The sequence below is a fragment of the SAR86 cluster bacterium genome (assembly GCA_029268615.1).
Taxonomy (GTDB): domain Bacteria; phylum Pseudomonadota; class Gammaproteobacteria; order Magnimaribacterales; family Magnimaribacteraceae; genus JAQWNM01.
The window spans coordinates 1-18,575 of sequence record JAQWNM010000005.1; the positions used below are offsets into that span (position 1 = coordinate 1).

General features: G+C 34.4%; 21 protein-coding genes. 6 read left to right on the forward strand and 15 right to left on the reverse strand.

What is annotated here, in order from left to right; translation table 11 throughout:
• The 5 genes from fdx to P8J93_01525 form a co-directional block, all read right to left on the reverse strand.
• A partial coding sequence (gene fdx, locus P8J93_01505) for an ISC system 2Fe-2S type ferredoxin (GenBank protein MDG2060474.1) occupies positions 1–282 on the reverse strand: 282 nt, incomplete at its 3' end.
• Between the two features lie 11 nt (positions 283–293).
• The gene (locus tag P8J93_01510; protein ID MDG2060475.1) at positions 294–656 is read right to left on the reverse strand and encodes an iron-sulfur cluster assembly accessory protein; all 363 of its coding nucleotides are present in this window, start codon (positions 654–656) and stop codon (positions 294–296) included.
• Positions 657–660: 4 nt separating this feature from the next.
• Positions 661–1,065 carry an iron-sulfur cluster assembly scaffold protein gene (locus tag P8J93_01515; protein ID MDG2060476.1) on the reverse strand — a complete coding sequence of 135 codons (405 nt, stop codon included), beginning with the start codon at positions 1,063–1,065 and terminating at the stop codon, positions 661–663.
• Positions 1,066–1,095: 30 nt separating this feature from the next.
• Positions 1,096–2,310 (reverse strand): IscS subfamily cysteine desulfurase, encoded by a 1,215-nt coding sequence (locus P8J93_01520; protein MDG2060477.1) that lies wholly within the window; start codon positions 2,308–2,310, stop codon positions 1,096–1,098.
• A 4-nt stretch (positions 2,311–2,314) separates the two neighbouring features.
• Positions 2,315–2,776, reverse strand: coding sequence for an Rrf2 family transcriptional regulator (locus P8J93_01525; protein MDG2060478.1), 462 nt, complete (start codon positions 2,774–2,776; stop codon positions 2,315–2,317).
• Between the two features lie 297 nt (positions 2,777–3,073).
• Here P8J93_01525 and P8J93_01530 point away from each other — a divergent pair, with 297 nt between their 5' ends.
• The 3 genes from P8J93_01530 to P8J93_01540 are packed head-to-tail and all read left to right on the forward strand — an operon-like array spanning position 3,074 to position 7,958.
• The gene (locus P8J93_01530) at positions 3,074–5,077 is read left to right on the forward strand and encodes an FAD-dependent oxidoreductase (protein MDG2060479.1); all 2,004 of its coding nucleotides are present in this window, start codon (positions 3,074–3,076) and stop codon (positions 5,075–5,077) included.
• Positions 5,074–6,900 (forward strand): 2-oxoacid:acceptor oxidoreductase subunit alpha, encoded by a 1,827-nt coding sequence (locus tag P8J93_01535; GenBank protein ID MDG2060480.1) that lies wholly within the window; start codon positions 5,074–5,076, stop codon positions 6,898–6,900. Before P8J93_01530 ends, P8J93_01535 begins: the two co-directional genes overlap by 4 nt.
• 2 nt (positions 6,901–6,902) lie before the next feature.
• Complete coding sequence (locus P8J93_01540) at positions 6,903–7,958, forward strand: 2-oxoacid:ferredoxin oxidoreductase subunit beta (protein ID MDG2060481.1); 1,056 nt, start codon at positions 6,903–6,905, stop codon at positions 7,956–7,958.
• Positions 7,959–7,960: 2 nt separating this feature from the next.
• Here P8J93_01540 and P8J93_01545 read toward each other — a convergent pair whose 3' ends face one another.
• Genes P8J93_01545 through dapA form a run of 3 tightly spaced genes read right to left on the reverse strand, consistent with a single transcriptional unit; the run spans position 7,961 to position 10,576 of the window.
• Complete coding sequence (locus P8J93_01545) at positions 7,961–8,680, reverse strand: phosphoribosylaminoimidazolesuccinocarboxamide synthase (GenBank protein ID MDG2060482.1); 720 nt, start codon at positions 8,678–8,680, stop codon at positions 7,961–7,963.
• 3 nt (positions 8,681–8,683) lie between these two features.
• Positions 8,684–9,670 carry an outer membrane protein assembly factor BamC gene (gene bamC / locus P8J93_01550; protein MDG2060483.1) on the reverse strand — a complete coding sequence of 329 codons (987 nt, stop codon included), beginning with the start codon at positions 9,668–9,670 and terminating at the stop codon, positions 8,684–8,686.
• 9 nt (positions 9,671–9,679) lie between these two features.
• A complete protein-coding gene (gene dapA, locus P8J93_01555) occupies positions 9,680–10,576 on the reverse strand; it encodes a 4-hydroxy-tetrahydrodipicolinate synthase (protein ID MDG2060484.1) in 897 nt (298 codons plus the stop codon).
• Positions 10,577–10,690: 114 nt separating this feature from the next.
• Between dapA and P8J93_01560 the strand changes: the two genes are divergently transcribed.
• Entirely contained in the window at positions 10,691–11,158 is a 468-nt protein-coding gene (locus P8J93_01560; protein ID MDG2060485.1) for a peroxiredoxin, read from the forward strand.
• Here P8J93_01560 and P8J93_01565 read toward each other — a convergent pair.
• Positions 11,153–12,217, reverse strand: coding sequence for an AI-2E family transporter (locus P8J93_01565; protein ID MDG2060486.1), 1,065 nt, complete (start codon positions 12,215–12,217; stop codon positions 11,153–11,155). The two genes, P8J93_01560 and P8J93_01565, sit on opposite strands and share 6 nt — an antisense overlap.
• A 2-nt stretch (positions 12,218–12,219) precedes the next feature.
• Entirely contained in the window at positions 12,220–12,447 is a 228-nt protein-coding gene (locus P8J93_01570) for a sulfurtransferase TusA family protein (GenBank protein MDG2060487.1), read from the reverse strand.
• A 91-nt stretch (positions 12,448–12,538) separates the two neighbouring features.
• Here P8J93_01570 and P8J93_01575 point away from each other — a divergent pair, with 91 nt between their 5' ends.
• Positions 12,539–13,981: a M48 family metalloprotease gene (locus P8J93_01575; protein MDG2060488.1), complete on the forward strand. Its 1,443-nt coding sequence runs from the start codon at positions 12,539–12,541 to the stop codon at positions 13,979–13,981.
• Here the strand turns inward: P8J93_01575 and P8J93_01580 are convergent.
• The 5 genes from P8J93_01580 to P8J93_01600 are packed head-to-tail and all read right to left on the reverse strand — an operon-like array spanning position 13,978 to position 17,860.
• The gene (locus P8J93_01580) at positions 13,978–14,316 is read right to left on the reverse strand and encodes a histidine triad nucleotide-binding protein (protein ID MDG2060489.1); all 339 of its coding nucleotides are present in this window, start codon (positions 14,314–14,316) and stop codon (positions 13,978–13,980) included. The genes P8J93_01575 and P8J93_01580 overlap by 4 nt on opposite strands.
• Positions 14,317–15,075 (reverse strand): SDR family oxidoreductase, encoded by a 759-nt coding sequence (locus P8J93_01585; GenBank protein MDG2060490.1) that lies wholly within the window; start codon positions 15,073–15,075, stop codon positions 14,317–14,319.
• 22 nt (positions 15,076–15,097) lie between these two features.
• Positions 15,098–15,871 (reverse strand): glucose 1-dehydrogenase, encoded by a 774-nt coding sequence (locus tag P8J93_01590; GenBank protein ID MDG2060491.1) that lies wholly within the window; start codon positions 15,869–15,871, stop codon positions 15,098–15,100.
• Positions 15,864–16,655 (reverse strand): SDR family oxidoreductase, encoded by a 792-nt coding sequence (locus P8J93_01595; protein ID MDG2060492.1) that lies wholly within the window; start codon positions 16,653–16,655, stop codon positions 15,864–15,866. The genes P8J93_01590 and P8J93_01595 overlap by 8 nt, the downstream gene beginning before the upstream one ends.
• A 14-nt stretch (positions 16,656–16,669) precedes the next feature.
• Positions 16,670–17,860, reverse strand: coding sequence for an aromatic ring-hydroxylating dioxygenase subunit alpha (locus P8J93_01600; protein MDG2060493.1), 1,191 nt, complete (start codon positions 17,858–17,860; stop codon positions 16,670–16,672).
• A gap of 156 nt (positions 17,861–18,016) precedes the next feature.
• Between P8J93_01600 and P8J93_01605 the strand changes: the two genes are divergently transcribed.
• Positions 18,017–18,550, forward strand: coding sequence for a VOC family protein (locus tag P8J93_01605; protein ID MDG2060494.1), 534 nt, complete (start codon positions 18,017–18,019; stop codon positions 18,548–18,550).
• Positions 18,551–18,575 lie beyond the last annotated feature (25 nt).

The window sequence follows — 18,575 nt, forward strand, 5'->3', positions numbered from 1 at the left end:
ATCACTTTCAACTACTGCTTGGCAACTAAGCCTAGATTCCGCTTCTAAGCCCCAAGCCTTATCAAGCATATCTTCCTCTTCTTCGCTGGCAAAATCTAACGAATTAAAACCTTTCCTCACAATCACATGGCAAGTTGTGCAAGCACAAGATAATTCACAAGCATGTTCTATCTTTACGTCATTCTCTAAAAGGACTTCTGCTACCGTTTGGCCTGGTTTTGCTTCAAGAACTGCTCCATCAGGACAAAGCTCCTTATGAGGCTTTACTTTGATTACAGTCATTTAGGATAGAGTTATGTATCTACTTCGAAACTCTCACCGCAGCCACAAACTGCGCTTACATTAGGATTTAAGAATTTAAGACCTTCATTGGCTCCGTCAACTGAGAAATCAATCTTCGTTCCTTTAAGAAACTTAAAAGAGTCTTTGTCTATGTAAACTGAAACACCTTCAAAGGTAAAAATAACATCTTCAGGACCTTTCTCATTCACATAATCCAATTCATATGTATAACCAGAACAGCCTGTAGCTTCAAGTACAGAAAACCTTACTCCTAAATAATCTTTATTAGCAAGACTGCTTGAGAAATGATCTACAGCTGTATCAGTTAATGAAAAGCTGTTTGGATCAAAAGATACTGGCGAAGAACTACTCATTAATTTATATCTTAGATTCGTAATCCTCTATTGCCTTATGAATGCTGTCTTCTGCTAAAACTGAGCAATGAATCTTGATAGGTGGTAAATCTAAAGCATTAGCAATATCTTTATTTTTTATCTCTCTTGCTTCCTCAAGCGTCTTTCCTACAAGCATGTCTACAAGCTCACTGGAGGATGCAATTGCTGAACCACATCCATAAGTTTTAAACTTTACATCCTTTATTACATTTGAGTTATTCATAGATTCACATTTTATTTGTAGTCTCATAACATCTCCACAAGCTGGAGCTCCAACCATGCCTGTACCTACATCTTTTTCTTTTGGATCCCATTTACCAACACTAGATCCTTCTGGGTTAGACAGAGTTTTCTCAAATTTATCTACTACTTTTTTACTATAAGCCATAATTATTCCTATATTAATTATACATTATTTTCAGTGGGCCACCCATTCTACAGAATCTAGGTCTACCCCATCTTTATACATGTCCCATAAAGGAGATAGTTCTCTTAACTGAATAACCGCAGTCTTTACTAGATTTATGGTGTAATCTATTTCTTCATCTGTCGTAAACCTCCCAACGGCAAACCTTATTGAGCTATGGGCTAATTCATCTTTCATGCCCAATGCTCTAAGCACATAAGATGGCTCTAAACTTGCAGAAGTGCAAGCGGAACCAGATGACACAGCAATATCTTTTAAAGCCATCATTAAGGACTCTCCTTCTATAAAGTTAAAACTAACATTCATAAAACCACTTACTTTCTGATCTGTATCTCCATTCAAGTAAACTTCTTCAATATCTTGCAATTCTTTCCAAAAACGATCTCTCATTTCTTTTATTTTGATGTTTTCCTCTTTCATCTCCTTTTTTGCTATTTTGAAAGCTTCTCCCATGCCAACTATTTGATGAGTAGGAAGAGTTCCTGACCTCATACCTCTTTCATGTCCACCACCATGGATTTGGGCTTCAAGTCTAATTCTAGGTTTTCGACTTGCATAAAGCGCTCCAATTCCTTTAGGGCCATACGTCTTATGTGAAGAAAAGGACATCAAATCGACTTTGAGAGACTGTAAGTCTATGTCTACTTTTCCTGTACTTTGAGCTGCATCTACATGAAAGATTATTCCTTTTTCTCTAATGATCTCTCCAATTGATTTAATATCATTTATAACACCAATCTCATTATTTACATGCATTAGCGAAACTAATATTGTTTTATCAGTTATTGTTTTATTAATTTGTTCTGGTGAGATAATTCCATTTGAATCTGGATCAAGGTAAGTTACTTCAAATCCTTCTCTTTCCAATTGACGACAAGTATCTAAGACAGCCTTGTGCTCTATCTTTGAAGTAATAATATGATTGCCCTTATCTTTATAAAACCTAGCTGCTCCCTTAATTGCTAGATTGTCTGATTCAGTCGCTCCTGAAGTCCAAACTATTTCTCGGGGATCACAATTTACTAGAGCTGCAATACTAGACCTAGCCTCTTCAACAGCTTCTTCAGCCTTCCAACCAAAAATATGGGATCTAGAAGCAGGATTGCCAAAGTTACCTTCTAACGAAAGACATTCTTGCATTTTATTTATAACCCTCGGATCTACTGGAGTAGTGGAAGCATAATCAAAATATATTGGTAATCTCATTTACTTATCCTCTAGCTATTAATTTATTTAAATTAAATTGCCTATCTATAACAGACTTGGTATGTTGAGAAAGAAGAACATCAGTAATAGTCTTAGAATAAAGAAAATTTTCAACGTTCTTATTCAAGTCAGACCACAAGCCATGAGTGAGACACGACATACCCTGGTTACAATTACCAGATCCTTTACAACTAGTAGCATCCATTTTATTTTCTAAATTCGAAACTATCTGACCTATTGAAATTTTATTAGGATTTTTAGCAAGTCTAAAACCACCTTTAGGGCCTCTAGCTGCTTCTAAAATACCTGATATCCTTAAAATTCTAAAGATTTGTTCTAAATATGGTAGGGGGATATTCTGACGAACTGAAATCTCAGATATAGACGTAAATGAATTTCTTGGCTGATGTGCGGCCATATCTAAAATGGCCGTAACAGCGTATTTACCTTTTGTAGTTAAGTACATTAAGTTTTTTAATTATTATGAATGCGATTATATATTCCTGACTAAACTTATCAACAATTATTTGTACCTTTAATGAGAATGAATCTCATCCTATTTAATCTTCTACAGGGTACATGTACATGTATATGTACCTGTATAATAATTGTACAATAATTACTTTTTTCATAAATAAAGGGTACATGTACCTGTACAAAATTTAATCAGTTTATAATTTTAATTTTATAATTTGGATTTATCAGGTTTTTTATGTACCATACACTTATTTAGAACTCTAGTTAAATATTTTTTATTTATAATATGGATACAAAATACCTTTTTAAAAGACATAATACTTGGTGGGTTAAAGTTGCCGTTCCTAGAACTCTTAAATCAAAATTAGGTTATGACCTTAGAGAATCATTATCAACTCATGATATTAATCAAGCTCATTTACTAAGAGAGGAAGTTGTTTCAAGGCTTAAATCAAAAATAAAAGTCGCTAAAAATAATAATTTATCAAATGATAAGTTATCAGCAGATGTTCAAGAATACTTACCTGCTACTGACTTATCTGACCCTCAGTATTATCATAAAATTGTAGATTGTCAGTATGCCTGTCCTGCTCATACACCTGTTCCTGAATATATAAGACAAATAGCTCTAGGAAACTATACAGATGCTTATATGATTAATTGGGAATCTAATGTATTTCCAGGGATTCTAGGAAGGACTTGTGATAGACCATGTGAACCAGCCTGCAGAAGAACAAGAACTCATGAAAAGCCGGTTGCAATATGTAGACTTAAGAGAGTTGCGGCTGATAATAGAGATGATATCTCAAATTTACTCCCTAAGGCAGGAGAAAATAATGGTAAAAGAATAGCTTTAATAGGAGGAGGGCCAGCCTCACTTACTGTTGCAAGAGACCTAAGAATTTTAGGCTATGAATGTGTTTTGTTTGAGAAAGATCCTCAAGCAGGCGGTTTAATGAGAACTAATATCCCTTCTTTTAGACTTCCAGAAAAGGTCTTAAACGAAGAAGTAGAACAAATCTTAGATATGGGAGTAAGTGTAAGATTTAATACTGAAATTAGCAGTATGAAGGCTCTATTAAATGAAGATTTTGATGCAATATTTGTTGGCACTGGTGCCCCTAAAGGTAGAGATCTATCAATAGAGGGTAGAATTGAAGCTGATGCTAATGTTCATATTGGAATAGATTGGCTCACAAGTATAGCTTTTGAACATACTAAATCTATTGGTAAGAAAGTTATTGTACTTGGAGGAGGTAATACAGCTATGGATTGTTGTAGATCTTCACTGAGACTAGGCGCAGAAAACGTTACTGTTACAGTTAGAAGTCCATTTGAACAAATGAAAGCATCTGAATGGGAAAAAGAAGATGCCATGGGAGAAGGAATACCTATCTTAGATAATCATGTTCCAAAAAAATTCTTAGTTGAAAATTGTAAGTTAATTGGTATGGAATTTGAAAAAGTAAAAGCAGTATTTGATAGTAATGGTAAACGATCTCTTATTCCTACAGGTGAAGATCCAGTTATTATTGAGTGTGACGATGTTTTAATTGCTATAGGTCAAGATAATGCTTTTAATTGGATAGAAAGAGATATCGGAATAGAATTTGGAGAGTGGGATATGCCTAACGTAGATAAAACTACGTTTCAATCTTCACATGAAAAGATTTTTTTTGGAGGTGACGCAGCTTGGGGTCCAGAAAATATCATTTGGGCTGCAGCACATGGACACCAAGCAGCTATATCTATAGATAAATTCTGTCGAGGTGAAGATCTTCAAGATAGACCAGAACCAGGAACAAGTTTAATTAGTCAGAAAATGGGTGTCCATGAATGGTCCTATCATAATGATATCTCACAAGCTGAAAGATTTATCGTTCCTCATGCAGATCCAGCTATTGCCTTAAAAGACTTAAAAGTAGAAGTAGAATTAGGGTTTGATAAACAAATGGGTTTTGAAGAAACTCAAAGATGCTTAAATTGTGATGTCCAAACTGCTTTTTCTGAAAGCCTTTGTATAGAATGCGATGCTTGTGTAGACATTTGCCCAACTGACTGTATAAATTTTATTGCAAATGGAACTGAAGAAGATGTCAGAAAAAACCTAAGAGTACCAGCGGTTAATTTAGACCAAGATATTCTGGTTTCAAAGGAACTTCCTACTGCAAGAGTCATGATTAAAGACGAAGATGTTTGCCTGCATTGCGGACTATGCGCAGAGCGATGTCCAACTGGAGCATGGGACATGCAAACATATCTTTATGAAGAAGCAAAAGCATACCAATGAGTGAAAGTAAAATAATAAATGATTTTGTAATTAAGTTTGCAAATGTAAATGGCTCTGGCTCTGCCTCAGCAAATCAAATGTTTGCTAAAGGTGTTTTTAGAATGGGCATTCCAGTAAGTCCAAAAAATATCTTTCCCTCAAATATTCAAGGACTGCCTACTTGGTTTGAAGTAAGAGTTAATGAAAAAGGATATTTAGGTAGAAGAGATGGTGTTGATATCGCCGTTATCATGAATCCTCAATCTTACAATCAAGATATTAAAGAGTTAATTCCTGGGGGGTATCTAATTTATGATTCCTCTTGGGAAAGAAATTTTGATAGAACTGATATAAATGTTATTGGCATACCAATAATTAAAATGTGCCAAGAAAAATTTACTAATATTAAACAAAGACAACTATTTAAAAATATTGTTTATGTTGGAGCCCTTGCAGCTCTTCTTGATATAGATATTGAGGTTTATAAAGGTCTAATTTCAGAGCAATTTCAAGGCAAAGAGAAACTAATAGAACCAAATATTACCGCCCTAATGTTAGGGCATGATCACATCAAAGATTCCTTGATTTCTTGTAATATAAAAATAGAAAAGAGAAATAAGACAGATGATATGATTTTGATTAGTGGTAATGACGCAAGCGGCCTAGGATGTGTCTATGGTGGAGCTACCATCTGCAGCTGGTACCCGATTACTCCTTCTACATCTTTACCAGAAGCCTTTGCTAAGTATTCAGAACAATTCAGGAAAGACCCAATCTCAGGAAAGAATAATTATGCCTTCATTCAATCTGAAGATGAACTTGCTGCTATTGGCATGGTAATAGGCGCAAATTGGAATGGAGCAAGAGGCTTTACTGCAACAAGCGGTCCAGGAATTTCTTTAATGAGTGAATTCCTTGGTTTAGCCTATTTTGCAGAAATCCCTCTAGTTCTTTTTGATGTTCAACGAGGAGGTCCTTCTACCGGGATGCCAACAAGAACTCAACAATCAGATATTTTGTCTTGTGCTTATGCATCTCATGGTGATACAAAACATGTCTTATTGATTCCATCAAACCCTAAAGAATGTTTTGAATTTTCTGCAACAGCCTTTGACTTGGCAGATCAACTTCAGACACCAATAATAGTTCTGTCAGATCTAGACCTTGGTATGAATGATTGGTCTACTAAGCAGTTAGAGTGGAATGATTCAAAAAATTATAATAAAGGAAAAGTTTTATCAAAAGAAGATCTAGATGAATTAGAAGATTTTGGAAGATATCTTGATGTAGATGGCGACGGAATTCCCTATAGAACTTATCCTGGAACTCATCCAGATAAAGGAGCATTTTTTACTAGGGGCACTTCCCATGATGAGTATGCAAGATATACAGAAGATGGAAAAATAAACGCAGAAAATTTAAAAAGATTAGTTAAAAAATTCTCAACTGCCTCCCAGTTTGTTCCCGGACCTTTATTCAATCAAGAGGAAAATAATAGTAATCTTGGCGTAATTTACTTTGGAAGCACAGATGTCTCTATGCAAGAAGCGCTAGATACCTTACAAGACATGGATATTCAATTAGATGGAATGAGAATTAGAGCCTTTCCTTTTAATCTAGAAGTCTGGGAATTTATAGAAGACCATGATTTAATTTTCTTGGTAGAACAAAACAGAGACGGCCAAATGAAAACCCTGATTATGGCAGAAGGCGGAATATCTGCAGAAAAATTAGTTTCTATACTTTGTTATGATGGGCAACCAATAACGGCTGACCTTATCTCAAGTAAAATAAGAGATTACTTGCTATCTAATTCAGAACAACTAGCTGTGTCTGGGAAATAAAAATGACTTATATAGTTAAACCAATTAATCATCATCCTAATTTACCTGTAAATGACTTAGGTCTTACCAGGAGAGATTATGAGGGTGCTGTTTCTAGCCTTTGCGCGGGCTGCGGACACGACTCAATTAGTGCAGCCATTGTTGATGCTTGTTTTGAATTAAATATCCATGGTCATCAAGTGGCAAAACTTTCAGGCATAGGGTGCTCTTCTAAAGCTCCTAATTATTTTTTAAACAAAGCCCATGGATTTAATTCAGTACATGGAAGAATGCCCTCAGTCATGACTGGAGCTTGCCTAGCAAATCATGAACTTACATATCTAGGCGTCTCTGGAGATGGAGATTCTGCTTCCATAGGAATGGGGCAATTCGTACATGCAGCTAGAAGACAACTGAATGCAGTATATATAGTAGAAAATAATGGAACTTATGGCCTGACAAAAGGACAATTCTCAGCAACCAATGATTTGGAATCAAAAAGTAAATATGGAGATGACAATCTATTTCCAGCCATTGACCTCCCTGTTATGGCGGTTCAGCTTGGTGCAAGCTTTGTCGCTAGGAGTTTCTCAGGAGATAAGGAACAACTAGTGCCCCTTCTTAAGGCAGCTATGCAACATAAAGGTTTTGCTTTCATAGATATAATCTCTCCTTGTGTTACATTCAATAATCATAATACGTCTACTAAAAGTTATGACTATGTAAGGCAACACAACGAAGCCGTTAGTAAACCAGATTTTGTTCCCTTGGGAGAAGAAATCACAGTTCAGTATTCTGAAGGTCAATCTAAAGAGGTAAAACTACATGATGGATCTTTACTTAACCTTGAAAAATTATCTATAAACTACGATCCGCAAGATAAGATCAATGCCCTTAATAAAATGCAAATTGCTCAAGAGGAAAATAAGATTTTAACCGGTTTACTTTATATTAACCCTAAGTCAAAAGACTTAAAAGAAATACTTGATATAACTGATAAACCTCTCAATGCTCTAAAAGAAGATGACTTGTGCCCTGGCAACGAAGCCTTACAAGAATTAAATAAAAAATTAAAATAAAACTAAGATATTTCTAAACCCAACCTCTTAGCAATAATTGCATAAGATTCAACAACATCACCTAGATCTTGACGGAATCTATCTTTATCTAATTTCTCTCTAGTTTCTACATCCCAAACTCTGCAGCCATCTGGTGTAAATTCATCACCTAAAATAAGCTGATTATTATGCATTCCAAACTCTATTTTAAAATCTACAAGGAGCATGTCCCCTGTTAAGAAAAGTTTTTTAAGTACCTCATTTACTTCAAAAGTGATTCTCTTCATTTCTTCAATCTGATCTTGATTTGCCCAGTTAAAAATTAAAATATGGTGGTCATTAATAAGAGGATCACCAAGAGCATCGTCTTTATAAAAGAACTCAAATAATGGAGTTTCTAGAGTTTCACCCTCATTAAGGCCTAATCTTTTACAAATACTACCTGCCGTTATATTACGAATAACACATTCTACAGGCAACATATCAAGTTTTTTTACCAGACTATCTACATTTGATAAAGTTTTTAGAAAATGAGTATTTATAGATGCCCTTTCCAACTTCTCCATGACAAAAGCATTAAATAAATTATTTGTCTCTCCTTTGCCTTGTAAGCTTTCTATCTTCTTACCATCAAAGGCCGAAGTATCATCCCTAAAGTGCATGATATATTCATCAGGGTCTTCTGTTGTATAAAGAGATTTTGCTTTACCTGAAGATATTAAGTTTTTTTCTATAAGATTCATAACTTAAGAAAGTGATTGATTGATTTCTGATAATAAGTCTCTGGATAATTCTAATTCTTTATCTATATCTAAGATAGTCACAATGCATTTTTCTTTGGCAATTTCTTCAACAGAAATTCTGAAAGATCTTGTAGCGCTCCTATTATCAGATCTAAATAACTTTCCTAAAAAGCCTGCCTCCTTTTTCTTAGAAAAGTTTACGTAAAATATTCCATTTTCTCTATCTAAATCGTAAACAGAAATTAAGGCCTCCTTCAACGCTCTGTCTACTGCAGCCCAAGCTCTAGCAAATTCTAAATTCATTTGAATAATACTTTCACCATCATTTCTTTTTCTTAGGGTTGCTTTCTTCCCAATATTTAAATTTAAAGCTACTAAAGATGTTCCTGATTTCTGTCTTGAACTATCTGAAAGGTAATCCAAAACACCTCTCAATATCGATTCTTCTAGATTCTCCTCAGTTGATACTCTTAATTCTTGACCTGAATCATCTAGGGCAGAATGTTTCACGAATATCTCGGAACTTGCTTGACGAATGCCATGCTCTAATTTCATTTCTAACCTAGTAGTATTTCCCTGAACATCAACTTCCTCAGATTGAATTATGCCTGTATCAGGATTTTCAAATGAAATCCCATAACCTGATTGCGTCCAATAATTTTTCATAAGTGGCCATATGCTACTAGGAAGGCTCTCAATATATACCCATCTAAGTTCTCCCAACTTATGAAGCCTTATCTCATTAGTAGTTCCAGAAGAAAAAAATTGTTCTGGCTGCGGCACATCATAGGTTAGTAGATTTAATTCTTTGTCATTCGGTATAGGATAAAAATCAACAATACTTCCAGGATTTTCTTCATCCTTTAGTTTAAGTTCGTCTATTTGACTTTCCTGTAAATAATCATTTCTATGATCATCCAATAAAAGACTACAGGAAGACAAAGAAAAAACACCGAGGCAATAAAGAGAATAAATTATCTTATTTGGCATATTTAAGTCCTATATTAACTCTAATTTTTTTAACTCGCTTTCTAGCTCGTAAGTAAATTCTTTATTTAATGGTGTAAGTGGTAGCCTAATTCCAGTTCCTATTTTTCCCATCCTCATTAAAGCCCATTTTACAGGAATTGGGTTTGATTCAATAAATAATAATTTATTTAAATTTTCTAATTTAGAATTTAATTTTAGTGCTAAATCTACATTTGAACCCTCAAGGGCTGCTTTGGTTGATTCAACTATTATTTCAGGAACTATATTAGCGGTGACTGATATAGTCCCATGCCCGCCTTTTATTATAAAGTCTATAGCAGTTAAATCATCACCAGAAAATAAGAGGAAATTGTCTTCAACAACTGACTCAACTTTTTGTATTAAGGAGTTTATTCTTGTTGGTTCAGAAGAGGCTTCTTTTAATCCAATTATATTTTCATGTTTTGAAAGTCTTGCTACTGTATCTGGTACCAAATCGCACCCAGTTCTCGAGGGAACATTATATAATATCTGTTTTATATCAACACTCTCCGCTATTTCAGAATAATGAGCATACAAGCCTTCCTGTGTTGGCTTATTATAATATGGAGTTACTAGTAAAACTGCATCCGCTCCAGCTTCTAATGCTGAGGATGTTAAATACAAAGCTTCTTTAGTAGAATTAGCACCGGTTCCTGCTATTAAATTTATTCTTTTATCTATGTGCATTGCACATTTCTCAATTATTTGAATGTGCTCTACCATATCGATTGTTGCCGACTCTCCAGTTGTTCCTACAAGAACAATTCCTGAGATTCCAGCTTTAACGTGCATATCAATTAATAGAAATAAAGTTTCCCACTCTATATCTCCATTCTCGTCCATCGGAGTTACCAAAGCTACAATAGCACCTTTTAATGATTGCATTTTAATTAGTTTTTAAATTATAAAATAAGTAAATAAGTTATAAAATATTTATAAATGACATTGTAATTCATTGCTTTAATAATATTATATGTTTTTTATTCAAAAGGACTAATGATGGCAACACCTAAAGTTGGAAATAAAGCCCCTATATTCAAAGGGCCGTGCACTGGAGATCAAGATATTAACTTAAATAATTTAAAAGGAAAAAATGTAGTTCTGTATTTTTATCCAAAAGATAGCACTCCTGGCTGTACTACCGAGGGTCAAAATTTTAGAGACTTATTCTCTAAATTTTCTAAAAAAAATACCGTTATCTTTGGAGTTTCAAGAGAATCAATTAAATCTCATGAAAAATTCAAGTCTAAAGAATCTTTTCCCTTTGATTTAATTTCTGATCCAGATGAAAAGATTTGTAATCAGTATGATGTAATAAAAGAGAAAAGTATGTATGGAAGGAAATATATGGGAATAGACAGAAGTACCTTCTTGATAGATGCAAATGGAAAACTAAGGAAAGAATGGAGAAAGGTTAAAGTAACTGGTCATGCAGAAGAAGTGCTAAATTCTCTGGATGAATTATGAATCTAAATTTAAATTATTATTTTTAGGCCAAGAATTAACTATAGCTTTTACAAAAGTTGCTAGAGGAATGGCAAAGAAAAGACCCCAAAATCCCCAAATGCCATTAAAAAATAATACAGCTACAACGATAATCACTGGATGAAGATTATTTCTTGCAGAAAATAATAAAGGCACCAAAAGATTCCCATCTAAAATTTGGATTAAAAGATAGATAAATAACAACCAATAAAATTGATCAGTCACTCCCCATTCAGCAAGACCTATCAATAAAACTGGAATCGTTACTAGGATGGCACCAAAGAAAGGTATTATTACTGAAAGACCTACCAAGATTGCTAAAAGTATTGCGTAAGGTAGATTAAGGAAGCTAAAAGCTATGTAACTAACTATTGCTATAATAATAATTTCTATAGATTTGCCTGTTACGTAATTAAAAAGTTGTTCATTCATTTCTATATAAATATCATCAAGCAATCTATGATCTTTGGGAAGAACAGTTGATATAAGAGGTAAAAGAATGGATTTATCTTTAACAAAGAAAAAAACCATTAATGGAATAAGGACTGCATAAAGAACTGCATTAAAGGCAAAGGATATTGTGCCAGCAAGTTGAGATAATGCTTGCGATAGAATCGTGTTTACTTGATTAGTAAGATTAGCTAAAAAAGAACTCACAGCTTCTGGAGAAATAATATCCGGATAAGAAGTTGATAAATTTATAAGACTATCTTGAAAAGAATTCACAATAGAAGGTAATGAATTCAGCAAAGAATTAATTTGAGATCCTATCAAAGGGAGGAGAAAGAAAACAGCAGCATATGATCCAAAAAAAACAAAAAAAGAAAAGATTAAAGCCCAGGTTCTTTTAAGGCCTATAGAAGAAAGCCAGGTAACAAGGCCATTTAATAAAAATGCTATGACAACACTTATGAGAATAGGCATTAATACATTGCCGAAGAGGAATAAAAGTAAGAAAAAAGACAATAAAAGAAGGGCAAAAATTACAGTTTCTTCATTAAAAAAAACTTTTTTAATGATGTTGTTTAATAATGTACCCATATTTACGATTTTTTTATTTTAAAAAGATACTTGTCTTCTAGTTTATTTGCTTCTACAAGTAGGTTACCACTTATTTTAGTAAAAACAGTAAAATCATCCCATGAAGTTGGATCAGAGGTAGTTACTTCTAGAATATCTCCTGACTCAAGACTATTTAAAGCCACTTTTGTTTTTAGCAAAGGTAAAGGGCATTCTAATCCTGTTAAATCTAAAATAGTTGCGTTTTTCATGTTGTTAATCGCATAATAATGCAGAACTATTTTTAAAAAAAATAGTCTACTTAACTATACATAATAATTATACCTCCTCTAGTAACTATCCATGCCATCAAATAGAAAAATTCTTAGCTACATAATTCTAACATTTTGTTCTATTTACTTGATTAGTGCAGAAGAAGAGAAACTGCCCTCTTTAGGAGACGCTTCTTCTTCAGCAATCTCTCTCAGCACTGAATATTCGTTAGGTAGACTTTGGTTAGCCCAAATGCGTAATGGCATTCCTCAAATTGAAGATTCGATAACTCAAGATTATTTAGAACATCTTTTATACAGATTGTCAGAATATAGCCAACTTAAGGATAGAAGGTTGGAACTTATTCTAATAGATCAAAATACTATCAATGCTTTTGCAGCACCCGGCGGTGTCATAGGAGTTAACGGAGGATTAATAAATCAAGCGGAAACGGAAGCTCAATTAGTGTCTGTTTTGTCTCATGAATTAGCACATTTAAGTCAACGACATTTCGCAAGAAACTTGCAAAGACAACAAGAAAGAGGACTAGCAAATGCCTTTATTATCCTGGCGAGTATTGCAGTAGCTGCAGCTTCAAGTCCTGATGCAGTTATGGCAGGACAACAAATTTTAGCTCAGCAAGCATTAGCCTATAGTAGAAGTAATGAACAAGAAGCTGACAGGATAGGGTTTTTAAACTTAACTTCTGCAGGATTTAATCCTGAAGGTATGCCAAATATGTTTAGAAAACTTCAAGACATCAGCAGATTAAGTGGTAGAGATAGCCTTGAATTTCTTCGTTCTCATCCAGTCACAAAGTCTAGGATTAGTGATTCTCAAAATAGAGCCAATAAAATCAAAAGCCGAAATTTCAATGATAGCTTGGAATACTATCTAATCAAACAAAGGGTAAGAGTTCACTTCTCAAGTAATTTAAGGCAATCTATAACCTACTACAAGCAAGCAGTTAGAAAATCAAAATCTGAAAGAGAAAAAGTAATATATAACTATGGACTAGCTTTGGCCCTGTCTAGAGATGGTAAAAATAACGAAGCACTTGAAATGATCAGATTGTCTCTCAATTTAAAGCCAAAAAACCTCATTCTCCAGTCAAGTCTTTTAGAAATTCATTTCAATGCTGGACATTTATTAGAAGCTAAAGCTCTAGGGAAAGAGTTGTTAGCTACAAATACAGATAATTATCCCCTATCTATGTTGTATGCAAGAATACTAATGGATAGCCAAGACTACGAAGAAGCTGAAGGGGTATTAAAGAACCTTTTAACCAAAAGATCTACAGATTTACATGTATGGTATTGGTTAGCTGAAATACAAGGATTATCAAGAAATACAATTAATTTACATCGATCGAGAGCTGAATATTTTTCTTTAAGAGGAAGGTATGATGAAGCAATCAAGCACTTAAGATATGCTTTAGAGTTAGTTGGAAATAATTTCCAACTAACTCAGTCAATTGAATCAAGAATTGAAGATTTTCATGTGACCAAGAGAAGCATCAAAGAATTAAGTTAGCCAGGAGGCCAATTAAATTCTCTTCCAGCAAGCAAATGGATGTGAAGATGAAAAACAGATTGCTGAGCTCCTTCTCCATTATTAACAACCAAGCGAAATGCTTCTTCAACTCCTAACTGTCTAGCCACATTTCCAGCCACCAACATAAGATGCCCTAAAATATCTTGATCTGACTCTTCTGCATCTGCTATTTTTGCTATTTGTTTTTTAGGGATTATTAATAAATGAATTGGAGCAATAGGATTAATGTCCTTGAAAACTAAACTTAGATCATCCTCATAGATAATATCAGCCGGTATTTCTCTATCGATTATTTTTTGGAATAAGGCGTCCACTTAAATTGCTATAACTCCGCCATCAACTGAAATAGAATCACCTGTTGTATATGAAGAATCGTCAGAAGCTAGAAATAAAACTGCTGAAACTACTTCTTCTGGCTCGCCAATCCTATTCATAGGATGTTGAACTGCAAACTCTTTTAATTGGACTTCTGGATCTTCTGCAGCATCTAGATACCTTTGTACCATGGGTGTATTAATAGCTCCCGGTTGGACTGCATTGCACCTAATATTATAGCCTAACTCTGCACAATGCAGGGCCACTGTCCTTGTAATAGAAAGAACTCCAGCCTTACTGTAGTTATATGCTAAGACAAAAGATTTTGGTCTTGTTGCTAAAGATGAAGAAAAATTAATAATAGAACCGCCTGCTTCCTTCATTGCCTTGACTGCAAACTGACAACCTAAAAAGACTGAGGTACCATTGATTGCATGAGTTCTATTCCAGTGCTCTAAAGTTTCATCTTCTATTGTTGCGGGCTCGCTAATACCAGCAGCGTTTACAACTGTCGTTATCGTTTTAAACCTTTCCCCTAAATGTCCTTCTAAAGCATCCCAATCTTCCTGTTTGGTAACATCTACTTTAAAAAATTCACATTTTTCTCCTATTTCAGCTGCGATCTTCTCTCCTTCGCTTTCATTAATATCTATAGTTACAGCCGACCCTCCTTCTTCAATAAATTTCTTTGCTGTTAAAGCACCCATTCCAGAAGCTCCACCTGAAATTACTGCAAACTTTCCTTCAAACCTAGCCATTTTATCTCCTTTATTTTTTATTTTAAGCCCCTCTCGCTCCAGCACCGCGACCACCATCAACAATTAATTCAGTGCCTGTGACAAATGAAGATTCATCAGAAACTAAATATAATATAGCTTGAGCTATATCAGTAGGTTGTCCCATTCTTTTCATTGGATTTAAATTCATTAAGTTTGTTTTTAATTCTTCATCTTCTCCAAAAGCTTCAGCCAACATTTCAGTCCAAATAACTCCAGGTACCATTGTATTAATTCTGATATTTCTGCCGTTTGCAGCTGCCTCAAGAGCTACAGATCTGGTCATGCCGCATATAGCTCCTTTACTAGCACAATAAGCAGCTCCATCTTCGAGACCTACTACACCCATTAAAGAAGAAACATTGACTATAGCCCCTCCCCCTGCTTTATCCAATTCAGGCATTACATGTTTCATGCCTAAAAATACACTATTTACATTTGTTTTAATAAGAGATTTAAACTCATCAACTGAAGTTTCTTCAATTGACTTAATTAAAAAAGCTCCTGCATTATTTATTAATATATCGATATGATCAAATGATTTCTTAGTAAATTCAATGCACTCAACCCAACTTTCTTGAGAGCAAATATCATGTTCAAAAAACAATCCTTCTCCGCCTGCTTCTCTTATCAAATCAATTGTCTGGACTCCTCTTTCTTGATTCCTTCCAGTCACTATTATGCTTGCACCTTGTTCTGCTAAAACTTGACAGCATGACCTACCAATTCCAGAAGTGCCCCCCGTTACTATGGCTACTTTATTATTTAGATTACTCATTATAACTTGTTCCAGGTAAAGCTACCCTCATGCCTCCGTCTATTGTTAATTCTGCTCCAGTCATAAAACTGGACGCATCTGATAATAAAAAACATACCCCATTTGCAATATCTTCTCCTTCACCTAACCTACCAGTAGGTATTGTTTTTCTAATTCCTTCCCAAATTTCTTCTCTTCCTTCTCGCTCTGTCTGCATTGGAGTCATAATCACCCCTGGATGCATACTATTTACTCTAATAAATTCTCCCTTAGCACCTATTTCTAAAGCAGCTGCTTTAGTTAGCAGTCTATTTCCACCTTTACTAGCGCTATAAGCACCACAATACAAAGTGCCTGTTAAACCAGATAAAGAAGACATATTTACAATACTTCCCGTTGAATTATTTTTTCTTCTCATAAGATCAATTACCAACTTCATACCTATAAAATTTCCTGTAAGATTAATATCTTGAGTTTGATTAAATTCTTCTAAAGTTAGGTCTTCTATAGGTTTTAGGTTAACTATCCCAGCATTGTTAACTAAACCATGTAAAGTGCCTTCTGTTAGCTCTATTTCAGCAATCACTTCATTCCACTCTTCTTCAGAAGCTACGTCTAATTTGCATCCACGTATGGATTCTGAATATTTATCCGTCCAATTAGAGATAGACTTTGATAATAGGTTTTCATCAACATCGGTTGCCACGACTTTGGCCCCTTCCTGCAACAACTTAGTAACACATGCTTCGCCGATACCTCTTGCAGCTCCAGTAACTAAGATTATCTTGCCATCCAATTTTGGCATCTTTTCCTCCATATTTATTTAACTCTTTTTAATTCTACATCCTCTGGATCAAGGCCTACAGCATCTCGAAAAGATTGGTGCATATAAATTAAAGATAATTCATTTTTACCAAAAATAGAATGCGGGTGCAAACCAGAATTAAAACCTTTCATTACATTCTCGCTCACCCAATAATCATCCTTTTCAACTACACTATATATAAAATCATATTGCTCTTGAGCTTCTCTTTTTTCTTTTTCGGTTGTCATTTGAGACCTTTTATACAGAGAGAACCTTGTCAGATGATTATTCACTTCTTTTCCTGGGTACAATTCAAAATAATTTATATAATCAGGACTAACTAATATGATTACATTTGGAAATAAAAAATAAACAAACTGAAAATGTTGCAGCGAATCCCATTCTGATTCTGGTACATTATTTAATTCTAAGATTGTTTTATTAGCAAATCCAACTCTATGATTATAAATATATTTATCATAGGTCATTAGATTGCTGAAAGTGGAGTCACCTATCGTTTCTGCATGAAGGGGCCCAAAATGATATCCTTCACAAAAAGTATCTAATGCTAATTTCCAGTTAGTAGGCATGGTAAAGATTTGTCTATCAACTAAATGCATATTACCCAAATCCCAAGTACCCAATTGAGGACCTAGCTCATCACCTAAAATATCATCAATACTCATTGAAGGTCCAGGAGTTGGTCTAACATAGATCATACCGTACTTCTCTTCGGCTACTAATTCAGTCAGTCCATGAGAAGATTTATCTATTTCTCCAAAAGTTTCCTCTCCATAAATAGAGGTTAAATTGCCATCATGATCATATTTCCAAGCGTGATAAGGACAGACAAATCCTCTCGGTTTTTTTCCACATGAAACGTCTTCCAACCTTGCCCCTCTATGACGACAGACATTTAAGAAAGCTCTAATTATACCTTGTGAATTTCTGGTTATTAGAATTGGAATACCTGTATCTTCATTAGTTATAAAATCTCCATTTCCTGGAAGATCATTAGAAAAAGCCATCAGCAAAGGCCTTTCTTTAAATAACATTCTTTTCTCTCTTTCAAAAAGCTCTGTATTTGTGTAAGTATCAATGTCTACATAAAATGGAGCCTCTTCATTAGTTGCCATTGTTGTAGTTTTTCCTTCTACAAGACTCAGTAACTTTTTAGCTACTATATCTAAATCTTCCTTTTTCATTCTTTATCCTCTTAACCGAATATATAACTTAAAATTTTAGTTTATAAGTTGTTGTATGATAGCCCATAGTAAAAAAAACAAACAACACTGTTTTTTTTATATATTATAGTCAATCTAGAATAGTTAAAATACCATTTGGAAGAAGAGGAAAAAATAATGAAAATTATACAACATAACATAATTCAATATGCCTATATGTGCAAAGATATGGATTCCTTAAATAACCATTGCTTGAAATGGGCAGAAGCCCATGGAGCAGGCCCATTCTGGATCATGGAGAACCTTAAACCTGAGGGAGTTACATATAAAGGAGAACCTTGTGAATTAGATATGACTTTTGCTTTTGCTCAATCAGGAGATGTCCAAATAGAATTTATGGTTCAACACAATCAGGGGCCATCTACATTTAGAGATATGTTCTCAGAGGATGAAGAAGGATTCCATCATTGGGCTATATTTGTTCCTAATTATGAAGAAGAGTACAACAGACTTACTGGTTTAGGTTACGAAGAAACAACAGCTTTTTCCACTTCAGCTAGAGTAGCTTTTTTAGATGCAGAGAAAGATCTTGGTGGGCATATAGAACTTTATGAAGAAAATCCTGGTACTCAAGCAGTATTTGATTTATTCGTAGAAAGTCATAAGAATTGGGACGGTAAAGATCCTATTAGACCTTTACCTATAGGATAAATTATTACAATTAAGAGGATATAAT